This window comes from Pseudomonas sp. MF08831, from assembly GCF_059862645.1.
In genome coordinates, this window is sequence record NZ_JCBCUX010000020.1 from 59,413 (window position 1) to 83,355 (window position 23,943).

A 23,943-nucleotide genomic window follows, 5' to 3' on the forward strand; every position below is an offset into this window, starting at 1 on the left:
GCGTTAAGGGATTGCATGGCCAGGGCAGCGAAGAAAGAAAAACAGTTGGTGCTCGATGCCGATCCGCGCTGGCCCGCGTTCGTCTCAAGGTATGCGTTTGAACAGTACAAGTTCGCCGTAGAGGTTTGCGGCATGGGCATCGTGGGCAAGCCCGTAACGCACCAGCAGAAAGAACTGTTCGACGAGGCGTCCCCCTATGGCTGCCGGGTCTCGGTAGCGTCTGGCCACGGGTGCTTTGCCTTGGGCACCCAGCTCATGCTCGCCAGCGGTGAGCCCATCGCGGTAGAGGATGTTCGCTCAGGTCATCGCCTCATGGGGGCAGACGGCGCCCACGCCACCACGGTGCTGGAGCTTAAGCGCGGCCGCCAGGCCATGTATCGTTTCACCTATTCAGACGGTACCGGCCACACAGTCAACGAGGCGCACATTCTCTGCCTGGTGGCGATTGCGCCTGATGGTGATGTGCCGGTGGGCGCCGAGGTCGAAACATCGGTTGAAAGCTGGCTGGCGTGGGGTGCTGACAAGCAGGGCAAATACGCCGCCTACCGGAGTGACGCCAAGTCGTTCCGGCGCCCACTGCGCAATTTGCCTGTGTCGGCATTTGCCATGGGGCAGCGCCTGGCGCGCTCGGGTGGGACGATCCCGGCCGAATACCTCTACAGCAGCCAGGACCAGCGCCGGGCGTTGTTAGACGGCCTGGTGGGGCGGGATGGTTGCCAGTTCATCGGCGCCACCTATGAGCACGCCCACCAAGTGGCTTGGCTGGCACGCTCCATCGGCTACCACACCACCCTGGCCCGCCTTGAGTCGGGGCGCTGGCTTACCAAGATCGAGCGCCAGCCCGGCGCCCTGCACTTCGCTATTGTCGGCTGTGAGGCGCTGGGGGAGGGTGACTACTACGGGTTCACCCTGGATGGCGACAACCGGCTGCTGGGCCATGACTTTACCGTGCTGCACAACACCGGCAAGACGCGCAGCTTCGGCGTTATCGCCCTGTGGCACCTGCTGTGCTATCGCAACTCAAACACCTACATCACCGCACCGAAGCTCAAGACGGTGCGAGAGGGTGTGTGGAAGGAAATAACCACGCTTAAGGCGCAGATCGAGAAGGGGCCGCACGCCTGGATTGCGCAGTACATCACCATCCAGGCCGAGAAGGTCTACATCAACACCAAGTCGGCGATCTGGTACATCACCACCCGTACAGCGCCACGCGGCGCCCCTGAGAACCTGGCCGGTACCCACGGCGACTACCTGTTATGGATGGCGGACGAAGCCTCAGGCATACCGGACGAAAACTTTGGCGTTATCGGGGGCGCCCTCACAGATCCCCGTAACCGTTTCATCATGGCTTCGCAGCCTACGCGTAGCAGTGGGTTCTTCCGTGACTCGCACCACAGCAAGAGCAAGCGCCAGGGCGGTGCCTGGACAAGCCTCACGTTCAGCTCCGAAGAAAGCACGCTGGTGGGGATCGAGTTCATCAAGGAAAAGCTCATTCAGTACGGTGGGCGCGATGAAATGGAATACCAGATCAAGGTCCGGGGCATGTTCCCGACCAACTCAAGCAAGTACCTACTGAGCCAGGCACAGCTTGAGCGCGTCATTGAAGGGCCGAACGTCATCCTGCCGGGCGAAGCATATGGCCACATGATCGTGGTGGACGTGGCGGCCGGTGTGGGGCGAGACAAGACGGTAGCCACCCACATGAAGGTCATCGGCAACGGGGACCGGATGTCCGCCGACCGCCGGCGTATTGAGGTAGTAGCGGTGCCGGTCTACACCAACACCGAGGATTGGACGCCGGTGGCCGTCAAGGTGCTGGAGTACGCGGCACAGTTTTCAAACGTAACCATCATCGTCGACACCAACGGTATGGGTAATCAGTTCCTCAAGCGGCTGATAGAGCTGTCTGGTGGCGGTATCCATGCCAAGGGTGTCCGATGGGGCGAGCTGCCTTTCAGCAACGAATACCGTAAACGGTTCCTCAACCAGCGGGCGCAGTGCACCGTCCACGCCGTCGAGGCTATCAAGGATGGCGTGGTGCGGCTGTCGCGGGACTACAAGAAGGATCTTATCGACCAGGGCAGCCGTATTCCCTACTTCCTGGACGAGCTGGGGCGCTACCACATCGCCCGCAAACAGGACATGGCCGCAGAGGGCTTATCATCCCCGGACCTTTTGGACACCATCGCCATGGCTTTCCTCGAATCAGCCGACTACGTACCAGCACAGGGTGAAGCTGTCAGCATCAACACTGACAGACGACAAGCCGCCCTCGACGCAGCTCGTGCAGCCCTCGCCGGCATCACATAACCAACAATATTTTGATAATGCTTATTCCCCTGATATGCTGGCTGCCGCCCCACATAATCGGAATAAACCTTATGAGCGAATCACCCTCAGTGCCGGCGCCGCTCAGCTCTGGCCACATCGACCGAATCAGGCAGGACGCATTGCGCGGTATTGGCGCCAGCTCCGGCGACACCGTTCGACTGGTCAGGGAACTAATCGACCACAAAGCCGACATTCAGAAGCTTGGCGATGCATTGGCCACGGTTGTTAGCGCACAGGCTGAGGCCTTGATAGCTGGCGACTACTCCGAATTGCAGGCACGAGCCGAGGCTGCCAACGCGGTGACGGGCAACGTGAAGGTTGAGCTGTCGATAACCAGCGCTGAGGGATCGAGCCGGGAGGAAATCAACGCGGTGACGCTCTTCTACGGCCTGGCCACGCCTGCGGCGCTCCTTGGCCTTATCGACGACCTGTGCCATCACAAAGCCAAGTGCCAGATCCTTGCCGCCCAGGTAGTAGTGCTGCAATCAGACGCCAACAGCTGGCAATCCGGATATGCCAGAGGGCGCCGCATGGCTACCAAGCTATCCCTGGCCGCGCGTAAACACCTTGACCGCTATCTATGGCTACGCCGCCGAGACCTCAATTCTATTCAAGCCGGCGGCGTGTTCGCTGGCATGACGCCGAACAACGTGGTGCTGAATGGCAAGGATCTGGATAAAGCAATCGACGACGCCATGGGAAGAGGGGCGCAGTCATGAGCACTAACAGCACACCGGATATGGCAGATAAGCCCGACCTAAAGCAGCTTGCCGATGACCTGAGTAGCGCTATCGAAAAGGCTGAGCACAAGCCGGGTCAGTGGGCGCAGACAGGCCAGAGCATGGGCGGTATCTGCTGCCCCGGCGAACCGTTCGATATCAGTAAGCCGTGGGCGAAAGAAGAGCCGTGGGCGCATTTCAGCTTCAAGCGTGACTCATGGCTGGCGGTTGCAGCTGTAAACGCATTACCGAAACTCCTGGTGCTGATCGCCGAGAACGAAGCGCTAAAAGGTCCGCATGACTGGCTGGCCGAAGACCTGATCAAGGAGTTGGTCGATAACGCACAATCCTTTCAGGAGAACTCGTGCGAGGAAGGCGAAGACCCGTTCGTAATCGTCCTCTTGGCTGCGGCTTCACGCATTCGCCGTCAGGAGGCGAACCTTGATCAGCTCAAGGCCGAGAACGAGGCGCTACGCAAGGATTCCGAATCCTATCGCTTGTTGAGCTTCTGCCATGGGCAGGGAACGCTGGAGCTGGTCCGGTCTCACCATGAGCTGTGCGCCGAGATTCGCCGATTGAAAATTCTCGCCGGCGAACCAGTGCCGCCAACTCCCGAACAGTTCGTTGGACCAAGCCCCGAAGGTCCGACGGCGCGCATCCGTCGCAAGCTGGCCGCCTTGGGCAAGGGAGAGCAGTCATGACTCTGGACTCAATCGCTTTGTGGCTTGGCTACGGCGTGATGATCGCCGCCGGCGCCGCCGTGGTGCTGGTAATGCTGGTGGTGGCAGGCCTGGCCATCAACGCCAAGATTGGCCTCATTGGCAAATACCTCAAATACAACCATGACCTTAAAACTCTGCGAGCGACCATGGCTCAGCTTGAGGCCGAAGGGAAGGTGAGCAGCCGCACACCGGAGGCCCACCCATGACTGACGAAGCCCTGGCAACAGTGGTGGTCTGCTACCTGGCTGGCAGCTCAATCACCCTTATGAGCATGGATACACCAAGCAAAGAGCGCTACCTGTTCCGGCGTCTCGCCTTGTGGCCGTTCTATTGGGCCTACCTGCTTGTGAAGATGGGTTTCATGCTGGCGCACGACCTGCGCCGGTAAATACCACCCCCCGCCAAACGTTTTACCAACCCCCCGCCAATGCCGATAACCGGCAAATGAGGTAACAGCAATGCCAGTACGACACAGCGCCATCCACAAGATCGACAAGAAGCCCGACGGCACACCTGCTGTTCTTCACCTCAGCGGCGCCGAGCAGCCCGAAAGCCAGGCCCGCGACGACCTGATGAGCTTGGTTAACGAGAGCTACAACGCCACCGCCGGCAAGGCCTGGGGCTTCTTCCACGCTGAATCCGGGGCGCATCCACTCAGTGGCTGGCTGTCGAAGTACTTGGCTGGCGGTACCGACTTTCTGGAGTTCAGCAAAACGGCCGTGGAGCATTTGACCCGGCTGATGGAAGAATCGAACCTGACCACCGGCGGGCACGCTCTCTTCTGCCATTACCAGCAAGGCATGACCGATTACCTGGTCATCGCCCTGGTGCAAGAAACCGAAGCGCTCACCATGACCGAAGAACTCGACTTGGTGCCGGTCAAGCGCTTGGACCTGGAGCGCATACGCCTGGCTGCGCGCATCAACGTCACCGAGTGGAAGAACAACCCCGCATCGAAGCAATACATTTCGTACATCAAGGGCAAGAACGGCCGCAAGGCCAGCGAGTACTTCCGCGACTTCATCGGCTGCCAGGAAGGTATCGACGGCCCAGGCGAGACCCGCACCCTGCTCAAGGCATTCAGCGACTTTGTTGAAAGCGAGGATCTGCCGGATGAGTCCGCGCGCGAGAAGACGCACGCCCTTGTGTCGTATGCAACCAGCCAGGCGAAGCTGGGCGAGCCTATGAGCCTGAAAGAGCTATCTGAGCTGATCGACGGCGACCGACCAGAGGCCTTTATGGAGCACATCCGCAACAACGACTACGGCCTATCGCCGGAAATCCCCGCGGATAAACGCACCCTCAACAAGTTCCGGCGCTTCACCGGCCGCGCCGAAGGCCTGTCGATTAGCTTTGAGGCGCACCTGCTGGGCGACAAGGTTGAATATGACGAAGCCGCCGGCGCCTTGATGATCAAGGGACTGCCTACCCAGCTCACCGACCAGCTCAAGCGCGTCGGGCGCTGATTGTCGACGTGGGCGCTGGCCAGTGCTGGCGCTCACTCACCCACCTACAGGTAGCGAACATGAAGAACTCAAAATCAATACGTGCAGTAATTCGGCGAGCCCGTGCCCAGGGCAGAGCCGAGGCGGTGACTATCCTCACGAGCCTGTGCCCTGAGACTGGCCTAGACCAGTTCTTTGGCAGCTCCGCAAACGGTGAGTCAGGCGACTACAGCACGTACTGGAAAGAGAGCGTGCTACGCCGCGTGCTGTGCGCCGATACCGAGGCGTGCGACACAATCGACCGCCTACATGGCGCCCATGAGTTCCTGCACTACGTCCAATACGACCTTAAGCGCACCCAGGAAGAACTGGCGCTGCTCAAACAGACTCCCGACGGCCAGGCAAGTCTGGATGCCGCACGCTTTCGGTTCGTCGTGCAGAAGATGCTGAGCGCTTTGGCTCGACAGTACGCTGGTGACGTGTCGGCCGAGCTACCTGCGGTTCTGGCCGGCCTTGATTCAGACATGAGCTACGCTGGTGCGCTGCGCCCCTGTAGCCAGGCCATGGAAGCGCTGGCGCCCAAAGAATGAACAATGCCGGGTTCATTCAGGTGCACGTCAGTAGTGGCATAGCACTCTGCCATATGGCCTGCATCCCCGGCAACGTAAGCGCTGAGCTACTGTCCGATGAGAAAGTGGCCGAGTTACAGAATGTGATCCAGTCGACTCTTTTGGATCGTTAACGACTGCTTTTCCGTCGAAAAAATGTATAGGGATGCTTTTTTTAAGCGTCTCAGTCGAAACCTGAAAATTGAGAAGGACCTATCTGATGATTTTGAAAGCGTACAGGGATGCGCGGTTTCAGTACGTCAAGGCGCGCGATTTCGCTGCGTTCAGGGCAGACAGTAAATATGTGACGGGCATTACGCCTGATTCGCTTGAGTGGTTGTTGCCAGACGGCACAACGCTCAAGTCGCTGGAGGCAGTGTTACCAGACTTGGTTCGGATAAACCGCGGGGTGCTGGTCAAGAGCCGCCACCTGACGCAGCTTATCCGCACCCGTGTCGGAGGCAGTATCGCCATCACCGTGGTAACGACCGTCGGCGAGTTCAAGCTGGCGCGCCGCAACTGCGTGAAATCAATCAAAGAGCAGATAGAACTCAATACAGGGAGCGATGACTCCTACTACTACGCACCGGAATCGCCAGATGAAACGTGAGAACGAAACCACAGACCTTTCGGGGCTTGTAGCGCCCGCCCCGGTGCCGACAGTCGATAAGGCCTGCGAGCAGTTGCTGTCTAAGGTCATGGCCAGCCAGCAGGCATTGAGCGAGCAATTCAGCAAGATAGACCACCCATTCGCGACCGATGACACAAGGGCCGACTACGAGCTGGCCCGTGATGAGTTCAGCGCGCTTATAAGGTGCTCTATTCACATGCCTCAGTCTGTAGAGGGGGTTCGCTTCCTGGAGGCCTGGCACGCGAACCGAATGGAGCAGATTGAGGTTCTGGTGGCGCACGCCAATGCTGGCAACCACCTGGTGGTCGGCGAGACCGCCGAACCAATGGCGATTAGCGAAGAGTTTGCCAAGGGCATGCGCGTGGGGCTGCTGGTGGTGCAGGCGATGTTCCGGGACTTCCCGCTGGCGTTGACGACAACCCATGATGAAGAGGTTGAGCCGAGCGCGTAGTAGGCCCGCGCAGCAGATGCAATCCCGCCCACACGGCGGGTTTTGCTTTTCTGGTAAGCTGAATAAATATTCTAAGTATCATTTTGTTTATTCAGGGGAAAACGATGGAAGTGGCAAGGCTCGTAGAGCTGATGGGCAACAAAAAGGCCGTAGCTGAGGCCTTGGGCTTGGCCTTCCAGACCGTTTACGGTTGGGGTAAGCATGTGCCGGCCAAACAGCTGCCGGCAGTGCTTATGGCGCTGGAAACGAAGAGCATAGAAGCCGCCGAACTGTCCAGGTTGCTGGCACGAGAAGCCAAGGCCTTACGGGTCCAGCTGACTACCGAGTGATCCCCCGCGCCGGCATGCAAACCTGCCGCCGGCCAGCCTTTCCCCCCATGTGAAACTGGCGCCCTAGCTATCAATGGGGTGTGGACATGATCGAAGAGTCGCGGTTTTATCGAGAGGTGCGCCGGTTCGCCACCACCGAGCCCACATATTCCGAAAACTGCCAGGTAATCCGCACTCTGCCCAGCGAGCGCTATAACCTGTCATCGGTCGCGCGCCGGGCGTTTGGGGACGCTACGGAAACCCGCGTTATCCTCGCGGCCGCCGGCCTGGCAACTGTCGGTACCGAACTCAAAGAGCAAGACCTTGTGCTGCCTACAGTGGCCTATTTGCGCTACCTCAAGGACAAGTGTGGCATTGCAACCGCCGTTAGAGGGGTGCGTTGATGGCGGGCAAGGGGTCGAATAAATCAAACCTGGTGCAGGATTCTCGCAGGTCCGCCAAGGAGGCCCGCGAGGCGTTTGAGTTTGACCTAAAGCGTCGTCTTGGCGATCAGGCAAAGATTCTTTCTGCCGACGATATGGGCGGGCTGTACGAGCCGAAGCGGGGTCTCTTCACGTCGATTGACGGTAAGCCTCGGATGCTCACCTTTGACGACATTCTCGCCTTCAAGGCGGCGGTCAAAGACATCCAGCGCATGCATGGCCAGCACAGCAAGCAGGCCTCAGGCGGTATCTTGGTCAAGAAGGTGATCGACCTCGCAACGCCCCAGGACCGGGAGCGCGCCAACAAGCAGATTCACACTGCGTTCCCCACGGTCAACCGCGCCGGCGGCATCGTACAGTTTCAAACCAATGCGGGGCCAAACTCCAACGTTTCGCGCCACACAGTAATGGTGCAGTTCCTCAGTTACGACGCCGCGGTTTCAAGTGGCTTGCCGGCGGCCGAGGCTGCAAAGCAGCTGGCGCGCGGCAAGGTGAAATACGACTGCGACTGCAACCGCCATACCTTCTGGTTTCGCTACATCGCCAGTATTGGGAACTTCAACTATGGCCGGGCAGAAGATGGTTTCCCCAGGATTCGAAACCCGAAGCTGTACGGGGTTGCCTGCAAGCACGTTGTGAAGGTGATGGGGACGCTGGGGCACGCCGGCACATTCAGCATGTTTGCTCAGCGCATGATCGAGCACGGCCGCAAGACACTGGGCAATAAGCAGCAAATCATGACGGTGAAGGAACAGCAGGCCTTTATCGACAAGGCCGCCACCGCCCGTAAGCGCGATAGAACTATCAAGACCTCCGAAGAAAAGCGCTTGGAGCGCGCCACACAGCCCGCACAACAGCGCAAAGCCGCCGAGGCGGCGAAGGTCAAGGCGGCGAACGAGTCGCTGCGCAAAACGCACGCGGACAAGGTTAACAAGCCTGTGCCGCTGGACAAGAAAATCAAGGCCATGATGAAGCTGGGCTATTCCGAAACAGCCGCGCGTATCGCAATCACCGCCGCCGACAACGCACAGGGTTAAAACATGCTCAACAACGTCGCCATTGCAATGAACAGGGCCAACCGCCAGCGCACGCTACGTGAGCCCAATTCCATCGACTGCGTATTGTTCACCAAGCAGGTTAAGCGGGAGTCGGAAAGCACCAGCTATGACGGTTTCCCTACCCTCGGCGGTGCTGGCGTGATGAGTGATGAGGATGAAGTGAATTATGACTGGGTGTACGCCTGTGACGCCAAAATCCACTTTTCCCAAGGTTATGCGGCGCCGCTGGGCAACACCTCTGACGATGGCAGCCGTCTCAACTACCCGGAAGGGGTAACAGAAGCATCCGTAGAGCCAATCATCGCACCCGGCGAACCTGGCTATGTGCAGCCAGCAAAGCGGATGTTGGTAGCGTTGCTCATGGGTGATGGGCTGATCGTGAACTACGAAATCGTAGACGTAACAGGCAACGTCAATATCCCGCCTTACACCCGCAAATACCTGGTAAATCCGCGCCCTGATGAAGAGGTGACAGCGGAATATTCGGCACCATAAAGCCCTGCCTCGGATGGTGCAAACCGCCGCCCTGGCAGGCTCAAAACCGCCTGTACGCTGACCGGTAAATGGGACTAATGCGTACAGACAATGGCCGACGAAAAGAAACCGAAAAAGAGCTTGCTGGGGTCGCTCGCCGGCGCCACCAGGCTTTTGCTGGGCGAGGTGAGCACTGAGCCCAACCGGATGGAAGGAATAAGCACCTTCGATGCTGATTATGTCGGCATTGAGATGCTGCTAGGGTCGAGCGAGCGCCCGGCCCGGTCACGATCTGCGATCTACACCAAGTGGCACTACATGATCCAGGACGGGCTGATTAGCACCATCCTGCGGCTTCATGTGCAGATGGCGCTGGGCGGGCACGAGACAACCGGTGAGACCATCTTTATCGAAGCCAAGCCAGACGCTTCGGCGGCCGATAAAAAGGCCGTGGACGAACTCCAGTTCATCGCCCACATCCTCAACCGTCACGCCCACGGCATCTGCTTTAACGCCTGCGCCTTCGGAGACGCCTACGCCCGTCTGTATACGGAAAAGGGCGTAGGCCTGATCACCATCGACACTGAGTCAGTATTCTCGCCCCTGGTGCAGCCGTTCGAAGAGCTGGGTGCGACCGTTGGGTACGTGGTCAGCATCGGGCCGAAGCTACAAACCCGTTTCAATCACCTGAAAATGGCCCGTATGCGCATGCCGCGCATGGTCTACCTGCCTCAGATGCGGGCCGTAGAGAACGCCCAGAAGATCAACCTGGAAGCGGACACGGCCGAAGGTCTGGTGCCGCTGCCGGCGCTGGTCGGCGGGTCGTTCCTTGAGGCCGCGGAAACCGACTACGACAATTTGCTCTCATCCCTGCGCGGGATGATTGGCCAGCGCATTACCGGCTCGATTGATGAAACCATGATCGGCGCCAACCTCTCGGACATGACGGCGCAGCAGCAGAAACTGTTCATGGATTCACTGGAGAAGATGCTCAAGAGCATGAAGGACCGGGCCGAAGAGGCAGTGCGCACCGGGACCTACGCCACATCGCGAAACTTCCACATCATGCCGACCTTCAATGAAAAGCAGCTGACACAGATCAGCTCGTTTCAGGGCGGCTCCAACTCCGGCGCCGGCGCCAACATTGAAGACGTGATGTTCTGCGCCCGCAAGCTGGCGGGCACGCTGGGCATCGACCTCTCCATGGTGGGTTTCGCTGACCAACTGTCTGGCGGACTGGGCGAAGGTGGCTTCAACCGCACCAGCAGCCAAGCGGCTGAGCGGTCCCGGATCATCCGCACATCTTTCACGGCAATGGCCAACGACATTATCGACCGTCACATGCTGGCCAAGACAGGCAAGTGCTGGGCTGATGAAGAGCGGCCCTACGCCGTGAACTTCTTCGGCTCTATCGCGGCTCTTGAGGCTGAAAAACAAGCCAGTCGTGAACGTGCAATCAACGGCGGTGTGATGTTGCTCCAGGGCATGGACCTTATGCGGACCATGGGCCTGCCTGAGGCCGTCTGTGAGCAGTTCATGGCCGGGATGATGGAGATAGACGCCGACAAGGCCAAGATTTTCGCCAAGGGCATCACTGATGCCAAACCGCCCGCGCCTGACATGGGCGGGGGCTACGGCGGTGATGACGAACCGCCGCTACTGCCGAACAGCACAGCAGGGAATGAGGAATGATCATGCGAGTACGCACTGGGGTAATCAGCTACAACCTAAACGACCGCGGCCGGCAGTTTGCAGGCCAAGACCGAAAGGTCGATATCGAGGCGACAATGCGCCTACTCAATGGCCCCCAGGTGCAGGAACTGGTGCGCAAGGGCGATATTTACGGTTATTTCGGCCACATGTTCCGCGAGAAGTACGGCCTGAATGTGCCGGAAACCGCAATTGAGAACGGGAAAGTGGTGGTGCTTGAGCCAAACGTCAGAACAGTGATGATCAAGTGCTTGCCCGACGGCACAATCAAACATGAGCAGGAGTTTTTAGACAACGCGCCGGGGCGTATCGCTGCCAGGCTGTATGCGAGCAAAGCATACGGGTTCAGCTCAGTCTTCCATGCGCCGGAAGAGAACGGCTTGCGCACGCCGAAGACTTTCCACGGGATGGATTTCGTCAGAACCCCTAACTACGACACCAACCGTGGTTATGACTCCATGCTTGATAGTGTCGAGGCCGGCGCCATCGGCTCGCTGGGCTTCGCTGGCGAGTGCGCAGCCCTCATGGATAGCGTTGAGGTGATCATTGCTCAGAGCGACGCCCAGGCAGCCGAAATCAGCGAGGCTTACCTGCACCAGTGCAAGGTCAACGACGACCTGGTAGACCTCAATGCTCGCCTAATGCTGCGCCTACAGAAAGCCGGTACCGGTGCGATGCTTGATAGCGCGGACCCGGCCACGCTTCAACGAGGCTCGGAGTTCCTGCCAAGTCGTGCCGAGGCCATGCTCGATAGCGCCGACCGCTTCATGGCTGCCGTTCTGCCAGGTCTTGAGCCCCCGCCCGAGGAAGTAGAGGCAGACAAGAAAGTGGGTATCGTCACTAAAGGCGTGGAGCTGGTGCGCAAAGTCGTAGGGTTGGTGTAAATGGCCATCCTCAATGCTGATAGCGATGGGTTTCTAACTGGCAGTGCCTCCGAGAGCCTGGATAAGATCGCGCGGGAAATTGAAATTCTCAAAGCGATCCACCAGGACACGAGCGCTACGCTTGAAAAACTGAGCAGCATTGCCGCGACGCTCACAGCTGTTCCGGTCGACGTTGCGGCGCCAGTAAGCATGGCGCCGGTTGTTGTGCCCGTCACCACGCCCCCGCCGGCGTCCCCTCCCGACTCAAGAGCAGAGCGCGCGCCCGTACTGGCTGATGCTGCACCTGGCTCACCAGCGGCTGCACCGATATCGCCAGCGGCGCCAGCGACCGCGCAGACTCCAGCAGCACCTGAGACTGTCGCGCCGTCGACTACTGTAATCATTCCCGTCTCTATCACCGCACCAGCCAGGACACCCGAAACAAAGTCGTTCACTGAGCCGCGCCAGCCGGCACAACCTGATCCACAGTTGCCAGCGACAGCTGGGCATGCGCCCGTTCCCGTGCCTGCGCCTACAGCGGCACCACATTCGCCACCAGACCGGGAGCGCGACGAAAACGGCCGGTGGCGTCGACGTGAGGCTGGCCAAGACCAGACTCGCGCGCCAGCCGGTGAAAAACCTGAGGCAGATTCGCCAGCCGATGAAAAGGAAAGCCGCAGCTCCCACGCTATGGAGAGCGCAGCGGATACCTTGAAGGGCGTGGCCAGCGCTGTAGGTAGCGGGACAGAGGGGATTGACCCGACAGTTCAGGCCGTCAAGGAACTGAGCGGCATATTCTCCCCTGTAGTCGGCGTCATGAAGCCCCTGGGGCGAGTATTCGGCATCGGCCGGCGCCCTGAGCAAAAGTCTCAGCGTGAAAATGTAATGTGGTACCGCCGCATCTGGAGCGCTGTCAAAGGCGAGCGCGGCGGTGGCGGCGGCATGGGCATGGTGATGACGGCCCTACTGTCTATGCTCGGGATGCTGCTGGCGCCTATCAAAGCGTTGACGCGCCTGCTCGGTTTGGGTTCGTTGGCCAAGCTGCTTGCCGGCGCCGCTGGTGGTTTGGGAAGGATGCTCCCAGGCCGCTCACGCAATCAAAAGCCAGGTTCCGCCGGTAGTGGTGCCGCTGACGCCAAAAAACGCCAGCAGCGTCCTGGGGCGCCTGGTGGTGCGCATGACGGAAAAGGTCGGCCAGGCAATACGGCCGGCGGCCCTGACGGCAAAAGTAAGCCTGCCGCTGCGTCGGTCGGGCCGGACGGCAAGGCGCGGCCAAGTAGTGCGCCTGGTGACGGGGGCGCCACCGGTAAAGCCAAAGGAGCCAGTGCAGCGGAAAAGGCCGCCAGCACTGCGAAGAAAGGACCAAAGGGGCTGTTGGGTAAAGGCCTTGATCTAGGAAAGTCTCTGCTTGGCAAAGGTGGGATTCTTGGCGGGCTGAAATCCTTTGCTCGGAAGATCCCTGTCCTTGGCGCCCTGCTCGGCGGCGGCATGATCGCCAGTGCCTTCATGAAAGACGAAGATCCCAACGCCACGCCAGATGAAAAGGCAGCGAACAAAACAGAGAAGTGGGGGACCGTCGGGGGCGTTGCCGGCGGTGCAGTGGGCGCCATCCTGGGCTCTTTTCTCGGGCCTCTCGGGACCGTTGTTGGCGGTATCGCTGGGGACTATGTTGGTTCGATGCTCGGCGAATGGACGTCTAAGGTCGATTTCACCGCAGTAACTGCAACGATCACGGGCACTTTTTCTGATCTTGCATCTGGCACCCTGGATTTAGCGAAGTCCGCCTTCGAGTCGGTTAAAGGCGCCTGGAATGGCATGGTTGCTTCGGGTACCGAACTGCTCAAGGGGATGACTGATAGCGTCAAAGAGGCGTTTGGAAGTGCCGTTGACTCCCTGCTGAGCCTTAAAGACACCGTTACGGACAAAATCCAGAGCGCGAAGGACTATGTTGGTGAAAAGGCTACAGGCGTAAAGGACGCTGGCCAGAACCTGCTCAATACCGTCACCGGCGGGCGATACGAAGGCGGCTCCAACGCGCGCAAGGATGAGTTAATTAAGGCCATGGACGCCGGCGGCATCACCGATCAGAAGTCGAAAGCCATGCTCATGGCCAACGTCGACCACGAATCAGGAGGGTTCAAGAAAAATGAGGAAAACCTCAACTACAGCGCTAAGCGGCTACAGGAGGTTTTCCCCAAGTACTACAGCACGCCCGAAGCTGCGCGTGCCGACGCCAACAACCCCGAAGCAATCGCGAACAAGGTTTATGGTGGGCGTATGGGGAACACGGAAGCCGGCGACGGCTTCAAGTACCGTGGACGTGGCGACATTCAGCTGACCGGCAAGAAGCAATATGAGGACATGGGCAAAAAGCTTGGCGTTGACCTGGTGAACAATCCAGACCTGGCCAAGGATCCAAAAATCTCAGCTCAAATTGCCGTCCAGCACTGGAAGAGTTCCGGCGCTGACCGGGCAGCCATGGCCGGCGATCAAGAGCGCGCGCGCAAGCTCACCAATGGCGGCACCAATGGCCTGGATGACGTCAAAAGTAAGTACGACGGATACCTGGCCCAGGCCAAAGCTGGAGACCTGACGCCCACCAGGCGCGCCGATCAGGGAACCGTGCAAGCCCCTGTAGGAGCGAACGCCGCAATGGCAAGTACCATGGCGGCTGTTAAGGGCGCGCCCCCTACGGTTGGCATTACCCCTATCGCTCCCGTTGGCGCGATGGCCGCTCGGCCGGCGATGGCTCCAGGTGTGGCGCCGGCATTGCCTGGGGCTCAGACCGTTGGTGTTATGGCTCCAACGGTGGCGGCGCCGGCGGTTACATCGCACACGATCGGCACCGCGTCTTTGCAGCCCGTCAGCGCGGGCGTATTGGCCGCTCCAAGCTATTCGGCGCCGGCACCAGATGCAGCATCCGTCAAAATCGCCCCAACGCCTGTTGTTGAAAAACCATTGATGGGAGCCAGCAAACCAACGACAGCGCCGAGCGTGCAATTGTCGGTTCCCCTTTCGCAGAACCTGGAAGATAGGCAGATTGCCCACGTCGCCAGCGGTGGGATGGGCATGGGGTCACGGCTGTAGCGCCCCTCTATTCACTGCAAACCGCCCCGCAACAGGGCGGTTTTTGTTTGTCACCATATGATCAATAAACCGCTACCGGTGCCCTATGGCTGACGACACTCTCAACACTGACCTGCTCTTTCGCATGATTGCGCATTGGGTGGGTACTAAGCCAAACACCTACTACGGATCGAGCTACGGCGCGCCCACGGAGGATTTGTTGCAGAAGCCCCTCAGCTCGCCAATCGCGGACGCCTACCTGGCCAAGATGCGCGAAGACATACCCGTACTTGCAGCCTTACCGCCGGGCGTAATCAACATGCACGCGAGCGATGACGGCATCGACCGCAAAACCATCTTTATCGAGATTAATGGCTCTTACGTGAGCCTGTCGGAGCTGGGGGACGTGAAACGTGGCAATTACTAAGGACCAGTTCCTACAAAGCGCTATCAACGAAATCGGGAGCTATCCCACTCTTGCGCTGCGCTTTCAGATTGGCGACCCGCTAATGTCTCAGGGGCTTGCCTCAATGGCCGCAATGCTTGCTGATCTGAGCAACCAGGTGGAAGTGACGGCCGGTGAGCCATTCACAAAGGCCCGCGACGTGACGGTGCGCAGCGACGCAGCCGTGAAAGGTATCTTGCCGTTCGCTACCCCTTCAATCGCCACAATCATGGCTAAGAACGGCTCCTTGAGCCAGGTGCAGGTACTGGCCGGCCGATCTATCCAGGATGCAGCGGGCCGGTATTGGCTCGTGATGACCGGCGCTACAATACTGCCAGGTGAATCCAAATTACTGACGGCCAAGCAGGTCAGCGCGCGCACCTTTACGCATAGGGCGGCGACCTATACCCCGTTCTACACCGTACCCCTCAGCCGGCCAGAGGTTGGATTCATCGCCAACGTGCTCGTTGACCAGTTTGAGTACTCCACCAACTTTGCCAACATTGCAGACGGTGCACGCGTCTACAACGTCAAATCCAATGAACTCAGCGAGCTGAGTCTCCAGTTCGGTATCGAGGGGTTATCCGGCTACCAACCAAAGGTGGGCGAAAGCATCAGCATTACCATTCAGGACACGGAGGGCGCTGTATCGCTCTCTGCGGGTCTCAAATTCTATTTTGAGTACACCGGAGGCGCCAACGATGCCATGGTGACAATGGAGCTGACAGAAGTAACTCAGGCCGGTGCAGATCCAATGGATATCGGCACAATGCGCGAGATTTGTTCGTATCCGGGGATTTACGACGATAGCGCGGTTTTCGGCTCCAACTTCGATTTTGTTGTGCGTAAGGCAGTGAGCCCAGTGACGTTTCTTAGCGTTTGGAATGAGGCAAAAGAGGAAGCCGTGCGCGGCCCCAGCCTGGATAACATCAACACTTTGTTTGTCGCTGTGCGCAAGGCCGGGACCACGCAGGAAGTGCTGAAATCAGAAATTACAAGCGTGATTCTCCGCGCCGACAACAGCTATAAAATTCGGTACGTTCCGGTAGTCGATGTGGTGGTGCCAATGGTGGTCACGCTCACTATCCCGTCCGTGTACGACTCAGGCGCAGTGATGCAGCAGGTCCGCACGATTCTACTCAAGGAATATGGCCCTACGTCAGCCTGGGCGAAGCGCGGTGAGGCGCAAATCCTAGAAAAGGACGTATATGCGCGCATGGTCGACAACAACGTAGCAGCATTGGCCGCCCGCCTGGGGAACCTAACTATCGACAGTATTGGCGATGATGACCCGGTGCTGCCTGAGCATTACCGGTATATCACCCCTCAAAGCTTGGTCATCAACCTGAAAGAGGCGGACTGACATGGAGCTTATGCCGCTTGTCCGAAGCGCTGAATTCGATGATGTTGAGGCAGAATTCAAAGCACTATTCATGAGCCTTTACCAGGAGCACATTGGCGACCAGGTGGACGAAGTGGCGCTGTACGGCATGCCCCATATCGGCCCTGACTCTTTGGTTGAGCGAGGCCTTGTTGTCGATGGCCTGGCGGTTCTGCGTACCACCACCATGGATCAGATCCGGCACTTATTCCACGCCTGGCGTTACCGCAACCCGCAACGGGGCACACAATTCCTGGCGGCTTACTTGCACACGCTGTTCGGGCCTGTGTTTACGATTGACCAGCTCTGGTGCAAGAAGGCTGGCACGTATCCCGTCGACCTAATGAGTGAGGCGGAAATGCTGGCGGCCGGCGAGAAGGAGGCGGATTACTTCCTGACCAGCCGTCTGCGCGTGGACATTGAAACCGAAATTGTCCCGGTGCGGATTCTTAAGGCCGCACGCACAGCGGTAGCTGCCCGGTTCGTTCTGGAGCTTCGCGCCGCGCGCCGCACAAAGCTGACGATCCCTGTCGGGATGATCGCCTACAGCGTCAATATCGTCCGAGGCAGCGGAACAGCAATTTATCAGCAGTCAGAGGTCTGGAGTTCTGCCACTGTCGGCCCGGCCACGCAGGGCGGCGGTTCGAACTTCACCTACAGTTCGATAGAGCGCCAAGACATGCAAACCTACCTCAAATAACCCACTTTTCCGCCTGTACGCTTGCCATAAATATCCCTCGGGGGCTTTATGGCAAATCCTGTAATTATCAATCCCACGCTCACGTTGGCGGGCCAGGCGGCCGCGTTCAACGCCAGCAATGATGGGATTGAACTCAAAATGACCCATGTATCGTTCGGCAGGGCTCACTATGACCCGACCGGCGATGAGCTGGCGTTGAAGTCGCCAGTAGGCAGCATAGTGCCCTTGGCTGGTGCTAGTCGCCCGACGCCTTACCAAATTCGCATGGTCAGCTCTTGGCGCGAAGATGTGGGTGAGGTGCCTATTGGTGAAATTGGTTTCTGGGCTGGCGGCGTGCTGGTCTTTGTGTGGTCGAAGGCAGACGGCACTATCGCCTCTTACAAGACCGATGGCGTCTCATATGTCCTTTTTAATGACCTGGCATTCGCCCAGGTTCCAGCTGGCAGCATCGGCTTTGTCATCGACCCGAATGAAAGCGTTGCGTTGGCCGCTCTGGCGGCGCATGAGGGCGCGGCGAACGCTCACCCTCAGTATCTGCTGCGCAAGGACGTGGCGAAGGACAGCGGCCCGCTGGCGTGGCTTGGGGTGGCTGGCGGCACCGCCAACGCGCTGGACCTTTCGCTGGTGGCAAAGGAGGCCGTGCTGCCAGCCTACGCCGCTGGCCAGCGATTCCAGTTCCGCGCCAAAACAACCAACACCAGTTCTGTGACTGCCAAAGTCGCGGGCCTGGGGGTGACGACGGTTAAAAAGGCCGGTGACGCGGGGCTGATTGACGTAGAGCCTGGCGATATCAAGGCCGACGCCCTCTACGACCTCAACTATGACGGCACCTACTTCCAGCTCGGCGGTGGTGTGGGGTCCGGTAAAGCATTCGTGCGGTTCCCGTTCACCGCGTCAGTGGGGCAAACGGTATTCCCGGCTAATCACACCGTTGGCGCCACTATCGTCCTGCGCAACGGCCGGGAGGTCACCGATTTCACCTCAGACGGCGCCAAGATCACGATGCGCCTGCCATGTAACGTGGATGACAGCGTAGAGATCCTGGCATTTAAATCGTTCAAGGTAGCTGACGCCTTCACCAAGGCTGAAACAACCGCTCTACTCGCCGCTGCCCAGGGCATCCCGGTGGGCGCGATGCTGCCTTTCCCTGTCGACGCCAAGCCGCCGGGCTTCCTGGAGGTCGACGGGAGCGTTAAAAGCACCGCCGTGTTCCCCGACCTGAGCGCCTTCCTTGGGGGCAAGTTCAACAGGGGTGATGAAGGCGCGGGCAACTTCCGCTTGCCTGAATCCAGGGGCGAGTTCTTGCGCGGCTGGGATCATGGACGGGGCATCGACATAGGCAGAACGATTGGCAGCTGGCAGGCAGAGGATATCAAGGCGCACGCCCACGGCTTTGTTATCGATTCGGGCGACGGCCCTATTGGCGGGACTGCTGGGGCGAAAAACAAAGCAGGCGGGCTGATCGGGGGCGTAGTGCGCAGCTCGACAAGTTTGACTGATTCTAGCGGGGGCACAGAAACCCGCGTCCGCAACCTGGCTGTGATGTGGTGCATCAAGGCCTGGAACGCGCCGGTCAACCAGGGAAACATCGACGTAGCGGCGCTGGCGTCAAAGGTTGACGGCTTTGAATTCGGGCGTCTTCTGAATGTCCGCGTGTTCGCTCAAAACGCCATCTACACCCCAACACCAGGCACCAAAACTATCATCGTAGAAGGGGTTGGCGGTGGGGGCGCCGGTGGCGGCACACTCGCGACCAATACTGGCCAGTGTGCAGGCGGATCTGGCGGGGGCGCGGGCTCGTACGCAAAGGCAATATTTACGGGCGGATTCAGCGGCGCAGTCATCACTGTTGGCCCAGGTGGTGCTGCAAGCACGGAGGGCGCAAATGGCGGCACCGGCGGCACCACCAGCTTCGGCTCACTACTCACCATCCCAGGGGGAGTTGGCGGTGCTGTAGGCATCAGCGTGATCAACGCTCAGAGCGCTTCACAGGCTGGGTTTGGGGGTATGCCTTCCGGCGGGAATATCGTATCGACTCAAGGTGCACAGGGGCATCCAGGGCTTGGGATTGGCGAAGGACTCGGCGGGCGTGGCGCTGATTCGATGTTTGGGGCTGGAGGATGGGCGCCAAACGGAACAGGCAGCCGCCCTGGGGCAGGCTACGGCTCTGGTTCCAGCGGAGTGTGCAGTAATCCAAACCCAGCACCTGCGCGGGCCTCGGTACCTGGACAGCCGGGTATTTTGTACATCTACGAGTATTGCTAAATGAAGACTTACGCCCGAATCCATGAGGGGGTTGTCGTCGAGTTCGTCGCACCCTTTGCAGACGCTGATGGCGAAGAAGTGCCGATTAGCCTGCGCTTCACACCCGACTATGTTGCAGCGATGGTTGATATCTCGGCGGTAGATCCAAAACCAGAGCTTGGCTGGACATATAAGCGCTCCAAGTTCGCGCCGCCCCAGGCCTACCAGCTAACCGATGAAGAACAAGTAGCGCTGATCGCCGCCGAACGCTTTCGCCGCGAGAGTGCGGGCGTTGTGGTGGGCGCCCTGGTGATTGATACGTCGCGTGATAGCCAGTCGCTCATTGCGGGCACGGCTATCTCAGCCCTCATGGACGCCAGCTATGTTTGCAACTTCAAGGCCGTCGGCGGGTTCGTCGAACTGGATTCGTCTCAAATTCTGGCGATATCGGCAGCAGTCCGTGCGCATGTGCAGGCATGTTTCGACCGGGAGCTGGTGCTAGTGAAGGCAGTTAAAGCGCACGTTTTCAAAGACACGATGCTTACCGAGGGCTGGCCACCAGCGCCGCCAGTTGCTAAACCCGCTCAAGGAGTCTCCGAATGAGCCGCGCCGATACCTTGGCTTTAAATGATCAACTAGTTCAGGACATGGTGCTGCGTGGCACGCCAGAACAGTTCGATAGCACCAAAGCTCTTGCTACGACAGAACATGTACAGCGCTCCCTTGGCAATTACTCGGGGGGATCTGACCGCGCTGCGGCTACTAGTGTGAAGCTTACCGCTGCCGACGTCGGACAGTTCCTAAGCCTCAGCCTTGCCGCCGCCCAAATCGTCGCTTTGCCATTGTTCGCGGATGTACCAACTGGCGCAACCGTCGTGCTGCATAACCCGACCGCTTTCGACAAGACCATTACCCCCGGTGAGAGTACCGGAAAGATCAGTCCTGACGGGAACGTCTATGCCTCTGTTGTGCTGAAACAAGGTGACACCGCTCTGTTTACAAAGCAGGGCGTCTGGCGGTTGCATGGCGCGCCTGCACTGAGGTACCTGAACTGGGCTACACAGCCCCGGTTCGACAACTCCAAGGCTCTTGCGACAACCGAATTTGTTCAGCGGGGACAGGGCTCTTTTGCGACCTCTCGCGGCATCGGCGCGGCCACACAACTAACACCGGCTGATGTAGGCGTATCAATCGGTATGGGCGGTCTGGCGAGCTACAGCGTTACACTTCCAGAAATTGCTGATGTCCCGGACGGCGCCGCAATTGGGTTTCATTGCCGAAACTCCAACCCCGTGACAATTCTAAGTAAAGCCCCTTCGCAAATAAGTCCGAACGGAGAGTATCTAAGCTCAATTGTTTTGAAGTCGGGCGCCAACGCAGTGTTTGTAAGGGAGGGCTCAGTTTGGTGCGTATATGGGACCGCTGGCCTTGGCTACTCTGCTCAGTTCGCTTCTTCTAACTCTACAACTAGCGGTTATCAAAAGCTGCCTAGCGGTGATATTGAACAATGGGGGCTTCTTATTGCCGCTGCGCCAGGTTCGGACACTGTTATCCCTATGCCTGTCGCGATGACGGCCGCCCCAACAGATATACAACTTACATTTGCAAACTTTTCGAATGGGGAAAACGTCGGAATTTCTCCAGTTTTGCAGGCACGAAATAGCACGCTAGGAAGTATTACCGTGCGCAACTTGTACAACGCAAACGCGTCGTTCTTCTGGCGCGTAAGGGGTAAAGCATGACTGTCTTTTACAGCCCTGAAACGGGGTTTTTCTACGATGACCAGGTTTGCACGTTCATCCCTGCTGACGTAGTTGAAATCGCAGGACAGGAGCGGGATGAGCTGTTGGCGCAAGTCAGCCGTGGGAAGATCCTAATCTGTGGGCCAGATAACTTTCCGACTGTTGTGGACGCCCCGCCACAATCCCTTGAGCAAATGGCCAACATCGAGCGGTATTGGCGGTCTGCACAATTGACCGAGACTGACGGCGTTGTGACACGCCATCGTGACGAGCAGGAAGACGGCTCGAAAACAACGCTCACCACCAAGCAGTACACAGCGTTGCAGGCCTACCGCCGCGCATTGCGCAACTGGCCCGAGGATGGGGAGTTTCCGCTTAGCGAGCACCGCCCGCCAGCGCCGGAATGGCTGGCTCAGCTGACGCAGCAATGACCATGCTCAAGGTTATTCCTACATCCTAAAATTCACGGGACCGCTTGCCGGCACGCTGCCGAGCAAGCTATGAGGGCGGTATGGGGAAGGCATTAAACGGCAGTTTCGATCAGATCAAGATCGGTTTTGCGCAATACCTGAAACGCTGGCGCGACGGGCTCTATCCTGACTACGCCGATACAAAGGCTGTCCAGGCGTTCATGGATAAGCCATTCGACTTGGCCGTCAAGTGGGCGGCCTCCCGTATGGTGGACGACGCCCAAGCGATGCTAGAGGCCTACCAAAAGAACACCAACGGGCCAGACGGCAGAACTACCCTCTTCCCCGTTCTGCTGCTGGCAATGGATGACACCTTTATCGGTACCGGCGCGGATTGGGGCGGCTTGCATACAGAGCGCACCATGCAGCAGATCGTTGAGGGCGGATCGTTCTACGGCTACAAGCAAGTGATGCAGGACCGGCGCCTGCAAATGGTCATTATTGCCAGTGAGGCAGGTTCGGCACAAAGTCTGGCCGCGCAACTGTCGTCGTTCATCAAGGCACCATCCAACCGCTATTTCGATGCGCCCTACACCTTTGGGCAATACTCGGTACCAATGCCGCAAACCTTGGAATCCATCCGTGTGGACTGGATGGACGTTAGGCCCGACGGTATTAAGAACATCAAAATTCTTGTGGCCGATTTGACGCTCAAGTGCTCGATCCCGTTTTTTGATGCCCCTCAGGAAGGCGCGCCAAACGACGGTACCGAGAATAATCCGCCCGGCTATCCAGCGATCAATACCGTTACCCATACAAGCCGCAGCGGTACCGACTCGACGACCACCGAGGCCGGTACGGTCTGGGGAAAGGGTAAGTGAACATTTACCTGCGTGAGGGCGGCGACATGCTGCCTACAGACGTAATGCTCAAGTGGGTTGGGCGATCAGATTTGACGCCCATCCCTCGCTCGATAGAGTTCACCGTCAAGCTCATTGATGGTGTGCAGGAAAAGCTCAAGCGGGGCGCCTCGATTTGGGGCGGGCGCGAAAATCTGCGCTATGAAATCGTCAAAACGGACAGGGCGCAGCCACTTGGCCAAGTCCAGGGTAAGAATCAGCAGCAGGCCATGAAGGTAACGGCATTGCTGCATCGCTGCGCGTCTGTGGCCAAACCACTCAACAGCGCCGTCGTTCTCACAGAAACAACCTTGGGGGCGATTTACCGCGCGTGCGGCGCGTTCATGCCGGTGGCCAGTGACTTCGCAGTGCCGCGCTTCACCTGTTTCAAGGGCCACGAGCCGAGTTACCAGCTCGCCCAGGCTCTTCAAGAGGAAGGCGCGGCGCTAGTGTTAAGAAACGGCCAGATAATGGCCATGCGCCTCTCTGACATGGCCAAGCAGTCCGCAGAGGCGGACATCGGCCAGGTCGACAGCAGCGCCAACATCGAAAGCGAATTTCTACAACTCCAGGAAATCCCCTCGTACTACTCCGTAAACGACCAGGCACAGATTGTGTTGGGCCAGATGGGGCAGGCCCGGCGGGTTTCCTTCATTCCGCGGGCCGATGAGCGCCAGCTGCGTAACGCCAGCTGCGTCCTGGTGCGGAGTAAGACCGTGGACAGCACTATTTGCCAGCAGATCCAAGCCGGCAGCGTACTGCGCGTAGCTGGCGAGAACCTGGTGGTCATAACCGCCGCGCACGCCTTTGAAAACTTGGAAGGCGCGCAGGAAAGTCGCAGCCGCCTATGGCTCGGGAAGTTGATCAATGCCCAGTAACAGACACCCTGCAATCATCCGTGCTGTTAACCGCGAGCGCCGAGAGGTGCGCGTAGAAGTTCCCCCGTTTACCGACGGCGCAGCCGAGTGGCCCATTGCTGAAATTGAATACCCGATAGGCGACGACTCACGCAACACTGAGATTCGCCTGGTGGAAGGCCTAGAGGTGTGGATTGCATTTATCGCTGGCGACCCGCGCCGACCAATCATCACTGGATTCCGCAACCCTAACGTAGGCAACGGGATTGCTTGGCGCCGTTGGAACCACGACAACATCGAGCACAACGCCGACGCAGTGGCCAACATCAACGCTCAGACGATCAACCTCACGGCCGGGGCTCAGATTGTCCTGACAGTGGGCGGCTCTACGGTAGTTATCACACCCGATTCCGTGAACATCAAGGCTGGAACA

26 protein-coding genes are annotated in these 23,943 nt (G+C 58.8%); all 26 read left to right on the forward strand.

The window, feature by feature from the left end; genetic code table 11:
* The first annotated feature begins 15 nt into the window (after window positions 1–15).
* Complete coding sequence (locus tag AC19YS_RS29850; protein ID WP_500603362.1) at window positions 16–2,313, forward strand: Hint domain-containing homing endonuclease; 2,298 nt, start codon at window positions 16–18, stop codon at window positions 2,311–2,313.
* Between the two features lie 71 nt (window positions 2,314–2,384).
* Window positions 2,385–3,053: a hypothetical protein gene (locus AC19YS_RS29855; RefSeq protein WP_500603363.1), complete on the forward strand. Its 669-nt coding sequence runs from the start codon at window positions 2,385–2,387 to the stop codon at window positions 3,051–3,053.
* Window positions 3,050–3,754, forward strand: a complete 705-nt coding sequence (locus AC19YS_RS29860) for a hypothetical protein (protein WP_500603364.1) — start codon at window positions 3,050–3,052, stop codon at window positions 3,752–3,754. Before AC19YS_RS29855 ends, AC19YS_RS29860 begins: the two co-directional genes overlap by 4 nt.
* Entirely contained in the window at window positions 3,751–3,981 is a 231-nt protein-coding gene (locus AC19YS_RS29865; RefSeq protein WP_500603365.1) for a hypothetical protein, read from the forward strand. Before AC19YS_RS29860 ends, AC19YS_RS29865 begins: the two co-directional genes overlap by 4 nt.
* Window positions 3,978–4,163 carry a hypothetical protein gene (locus AC19YS_RS29870; protein ID WP_500603366.1) on the forward strand — a complete coding sequence of 62 codons (186 nt, stop codon included), beginning with the start codon at window positions 3,978–3,980 and terminating at the stop codon, window positions 4,161–4,163. Before AC19YS_RS29865 ends, AC19YS_RS29870 begins: the two co-directional genes overlap by 4 nt.
* A 70-nt stretch (window positions 4,164–4,233) precedes the next feature.
* Entirely contained in the window at window positions 4,234–5,241 is a 1,008-nt protein-coding gene (yejK, locus tag AC19YS_RS29875) for a nucleoid-associated protein YejK (protein ID WP_500603368.1), read from the forward strand.
* 125 nt (window positions 5,242–5,366) lie between these two features.
* On the forward strand, window positions 5,367–5,810 hold the full coding sequence (locus tag AC19YS_RS29880; protein WP_500603369.1) for a hypothetical protein: 444 nt from the start codon (window positions 5,367–5,369) through the stop codon (window positions 5,808–5,810).
* A gap of 238 nt (window positions 5,811–6,048) precedes the next feature.
* Window positions 6,049–6,438: a hypothetical protein gene (locus AC19YS_RS29885; protein WP_500603371.1), complete on the forward strand. Its 390-nt coding sequence runs from the start codon at window positions 6,049–6,051 to the stop codon at window positions 6,436–6,438.
* Window positions 6,428–6,910, forward strand: a complete 483-nt coding sequence (locus AC19YS_RS29890; RefSeq protein ID WP_500603372.1) for a hypothetical protein — start codon at window positions 6,428–6,430, stop codon at window positions 6,908–6,910. The genes AC19YS_RS29885 and AC19YS_RS29890 overlap by 11 nt, the downstream gene beginning before the upstream one ends.
* Before the next feature lie 104 nt (window positions 6,911–7,014).
* Window positions 7,015–7,239 carry a hypothetical protein gene (locus AC19YS_RS29895; protein WP_500603374.1) on the forward strand — a complete coding sequence of 75 codons (225 nt, stop codon included), beginning with the start codon at window positions 7,015–7,017 and terminating at the stop codon, window positions 7,237–7,239.
* Window positions 7,240–7,325: 86 nt separating this feature from the next.
* Window positions 7,326–7,622 (forward strand): hypothetical protein, encoded by a 297-nt coding sequence (locus AC19YS_RS29900; RefSeq protein ID WP_500603375.1) that lies wholly within the window; start codon window positions 7,326–7,328, stop codon window positions 7,620–7,622.
* A complete protein-coding gene (locus AC19YS_RS29905) occupies window positions 7,622–8,698 on the forward strand; it encodes a hypothetical protein (RefSeq protein ID WP_500603376.1) in 1,077 nt (358 codons plus the stop codon). The genes AC19YS_RS29900 and AC19YS_RS29905 overlap by 1 nt, the downstream gene beginning before the upstream one ends.
* A 3-nt stretch (window positions 8,699–8,701) precedes the next feature.
* Window positions 8,702–9,214 (forward strand): hypothetical protein, encoded by a 513-nt coding sequence (locus AC19YS_RS29910; protein ID WP_500603377.1) that lies wholly within the window; start codon window positions 8,702–8,704, stop codon window positions 9,212–9,214.
* A 90-nt stretch (window positions 9,215–9,304) separates the two neighbouring features.
* Entirely contained in the window at window positions 9,305–10,885 is a 1,581-nt protein-coding gene (locus tag AC19YS_RS29915; RefSeq protein ID WP_500603378.1) for a hypothetical protein, read from the forward strand.
* Window positions 10,886–10,887: 2 nt separating this feature from the next.
* Window positions 10,888–11,787, forward strand: a complete 900-nt coding sequence (locus AC19YS_RS29920) for a hypothetical protein (protein ID WP_500603379.1) — start codon at window positions 10,888–10,890, stop codon at window positions 11,785–11,787.
* Window positions 11,788–14,853, forward strand: a complete 3,066-nt coding sequence (locus AC19YS_RS29925) for a glycoside hydrolase family 19 protein (protein ID WP_500603380.1) — start codon at window positions 11,788–11,790, stop codon at window positions 14,851–14,853.
* 85 nt (window positions 14,854–14,938) lie between these two features.
* Entirely contained in the window at window positions 14,939–15,259 is a 321-nt protein-coding gene (locus AC19YS_RS29930; RefSeq protein ID WP_500603381.1) for a hypothetical protein, read from the forward strand.
* Window positions 15,246–16,640 carry a hypothetical protein gene (locus AC19YS_RS29935; RefSeq protein WP_500603382.1) on the forward strand — a complete coding sequence of 465 codons (1,395 nt, stop codon included), beginning with the start codon at window positions 15,246–15,248 and terminating at the stop codon, window positions 16,638–16,640. The genes AC19YS_RS29930 and AC19YS_RS29935 overlap by 14 nt, the downstream gene beginning before the upstream one ends.
* A gap of 1 nt (window position 16,641) precedes the next feature.
* A complete protein-coding gene (locus AC19YS_RS29940) occupies window positions 16,642–17,358 on the forward strand; it encodes a hypothetical protein (protein WP_500603383.1) in 717 nt (238 codons plus the stop codon).
* 48 nt (window positions 17,359–17,406) lie between these two features.
* The gene (locus tag AC19YS_RS29945; RefSeq protein WP_500603385.1) at window positions 17,407–19,623 is read left to right on the forward strand and encodes a phage tail protein; all 2,217 of its coding nucleotides are present in this window, start codon (window positions 17,407–17,409) and stop codon (window positions 19,621–19,623) included.
* Window positions 19,624–20,205: a DUF4376 domain-containing protein gene (locus AC19YS_RS29950; RefSeq protein ID WP_500603386.1), complete on the forward strand. Its 582-nt coding sequence runs from the start codon at window positions 19,624–19,626 to the stop codon at window positions 20,203–20,205.
* Window positions 20,202–21,344, forward strand: a complete 1,143-nt coding sequence (locus AC19YS_RS29955; protein ID WP_500603387.1) for a hypothetical protein — start codon at window positions 20,202–20,204, stop codon at window positions 21,342–21,344. Before AC19YS_RS29950 ends, AC19YS_RS29955 begins: the two co-directional genes overlap by 4 nt.
* Window positions 21,341–21,775, forward strand: coding sequence for a phage tail protein (locus AC19YS_RS29960; RefSeq protein ID WP_500603388.1), 435 nt, complete (start codon window positions 21,341–21,343; stop codon window positions 21,773–21,775). The genes AC19YS_RS29955 and AC19YS_RS29960 overlap by 4 nt, the downstream gene beginning before the upstream one ends.
* 80 nt (window positions 21,776–21,855) lie before the next feature.
* Complete coding sequence (locus AC19YS_RS29965) at window positions 21,856–22,635, forward strand: hypothetical protein (RefSeq protein ID WP_500603389.1); 780 nt, start codon at window positions 21,856–21,858, stop codon at window positions 22,633–22,635.
* The gene (locus AC19YS_RS29970; protein WP_500603390.1) at window positions 22,632–23,531 is read left to right on the forward strand and encodes a hypothetical protein; all 900 of its coding nucleotides are present in this window, start codon (window positions 22,632–22,634) and stop codon (window positions 23,529–23,531) included. Before AC19YS_RS29965 ends, AC19YS_RS29970 begins: the two co-directional genes overlap by 4 nt.
* A partial coding sequence (locus tag AC19YS_RS29975; protein ID WP_500603391.1) for a hypothetical protein occupies window positions 23,521–23,943 on the forward strand: 423 nt, incomplete at its 3' end. The genes AC19YS_RS29970 and AC19YS_RS29975, both read left to right, overlap by 11 nt.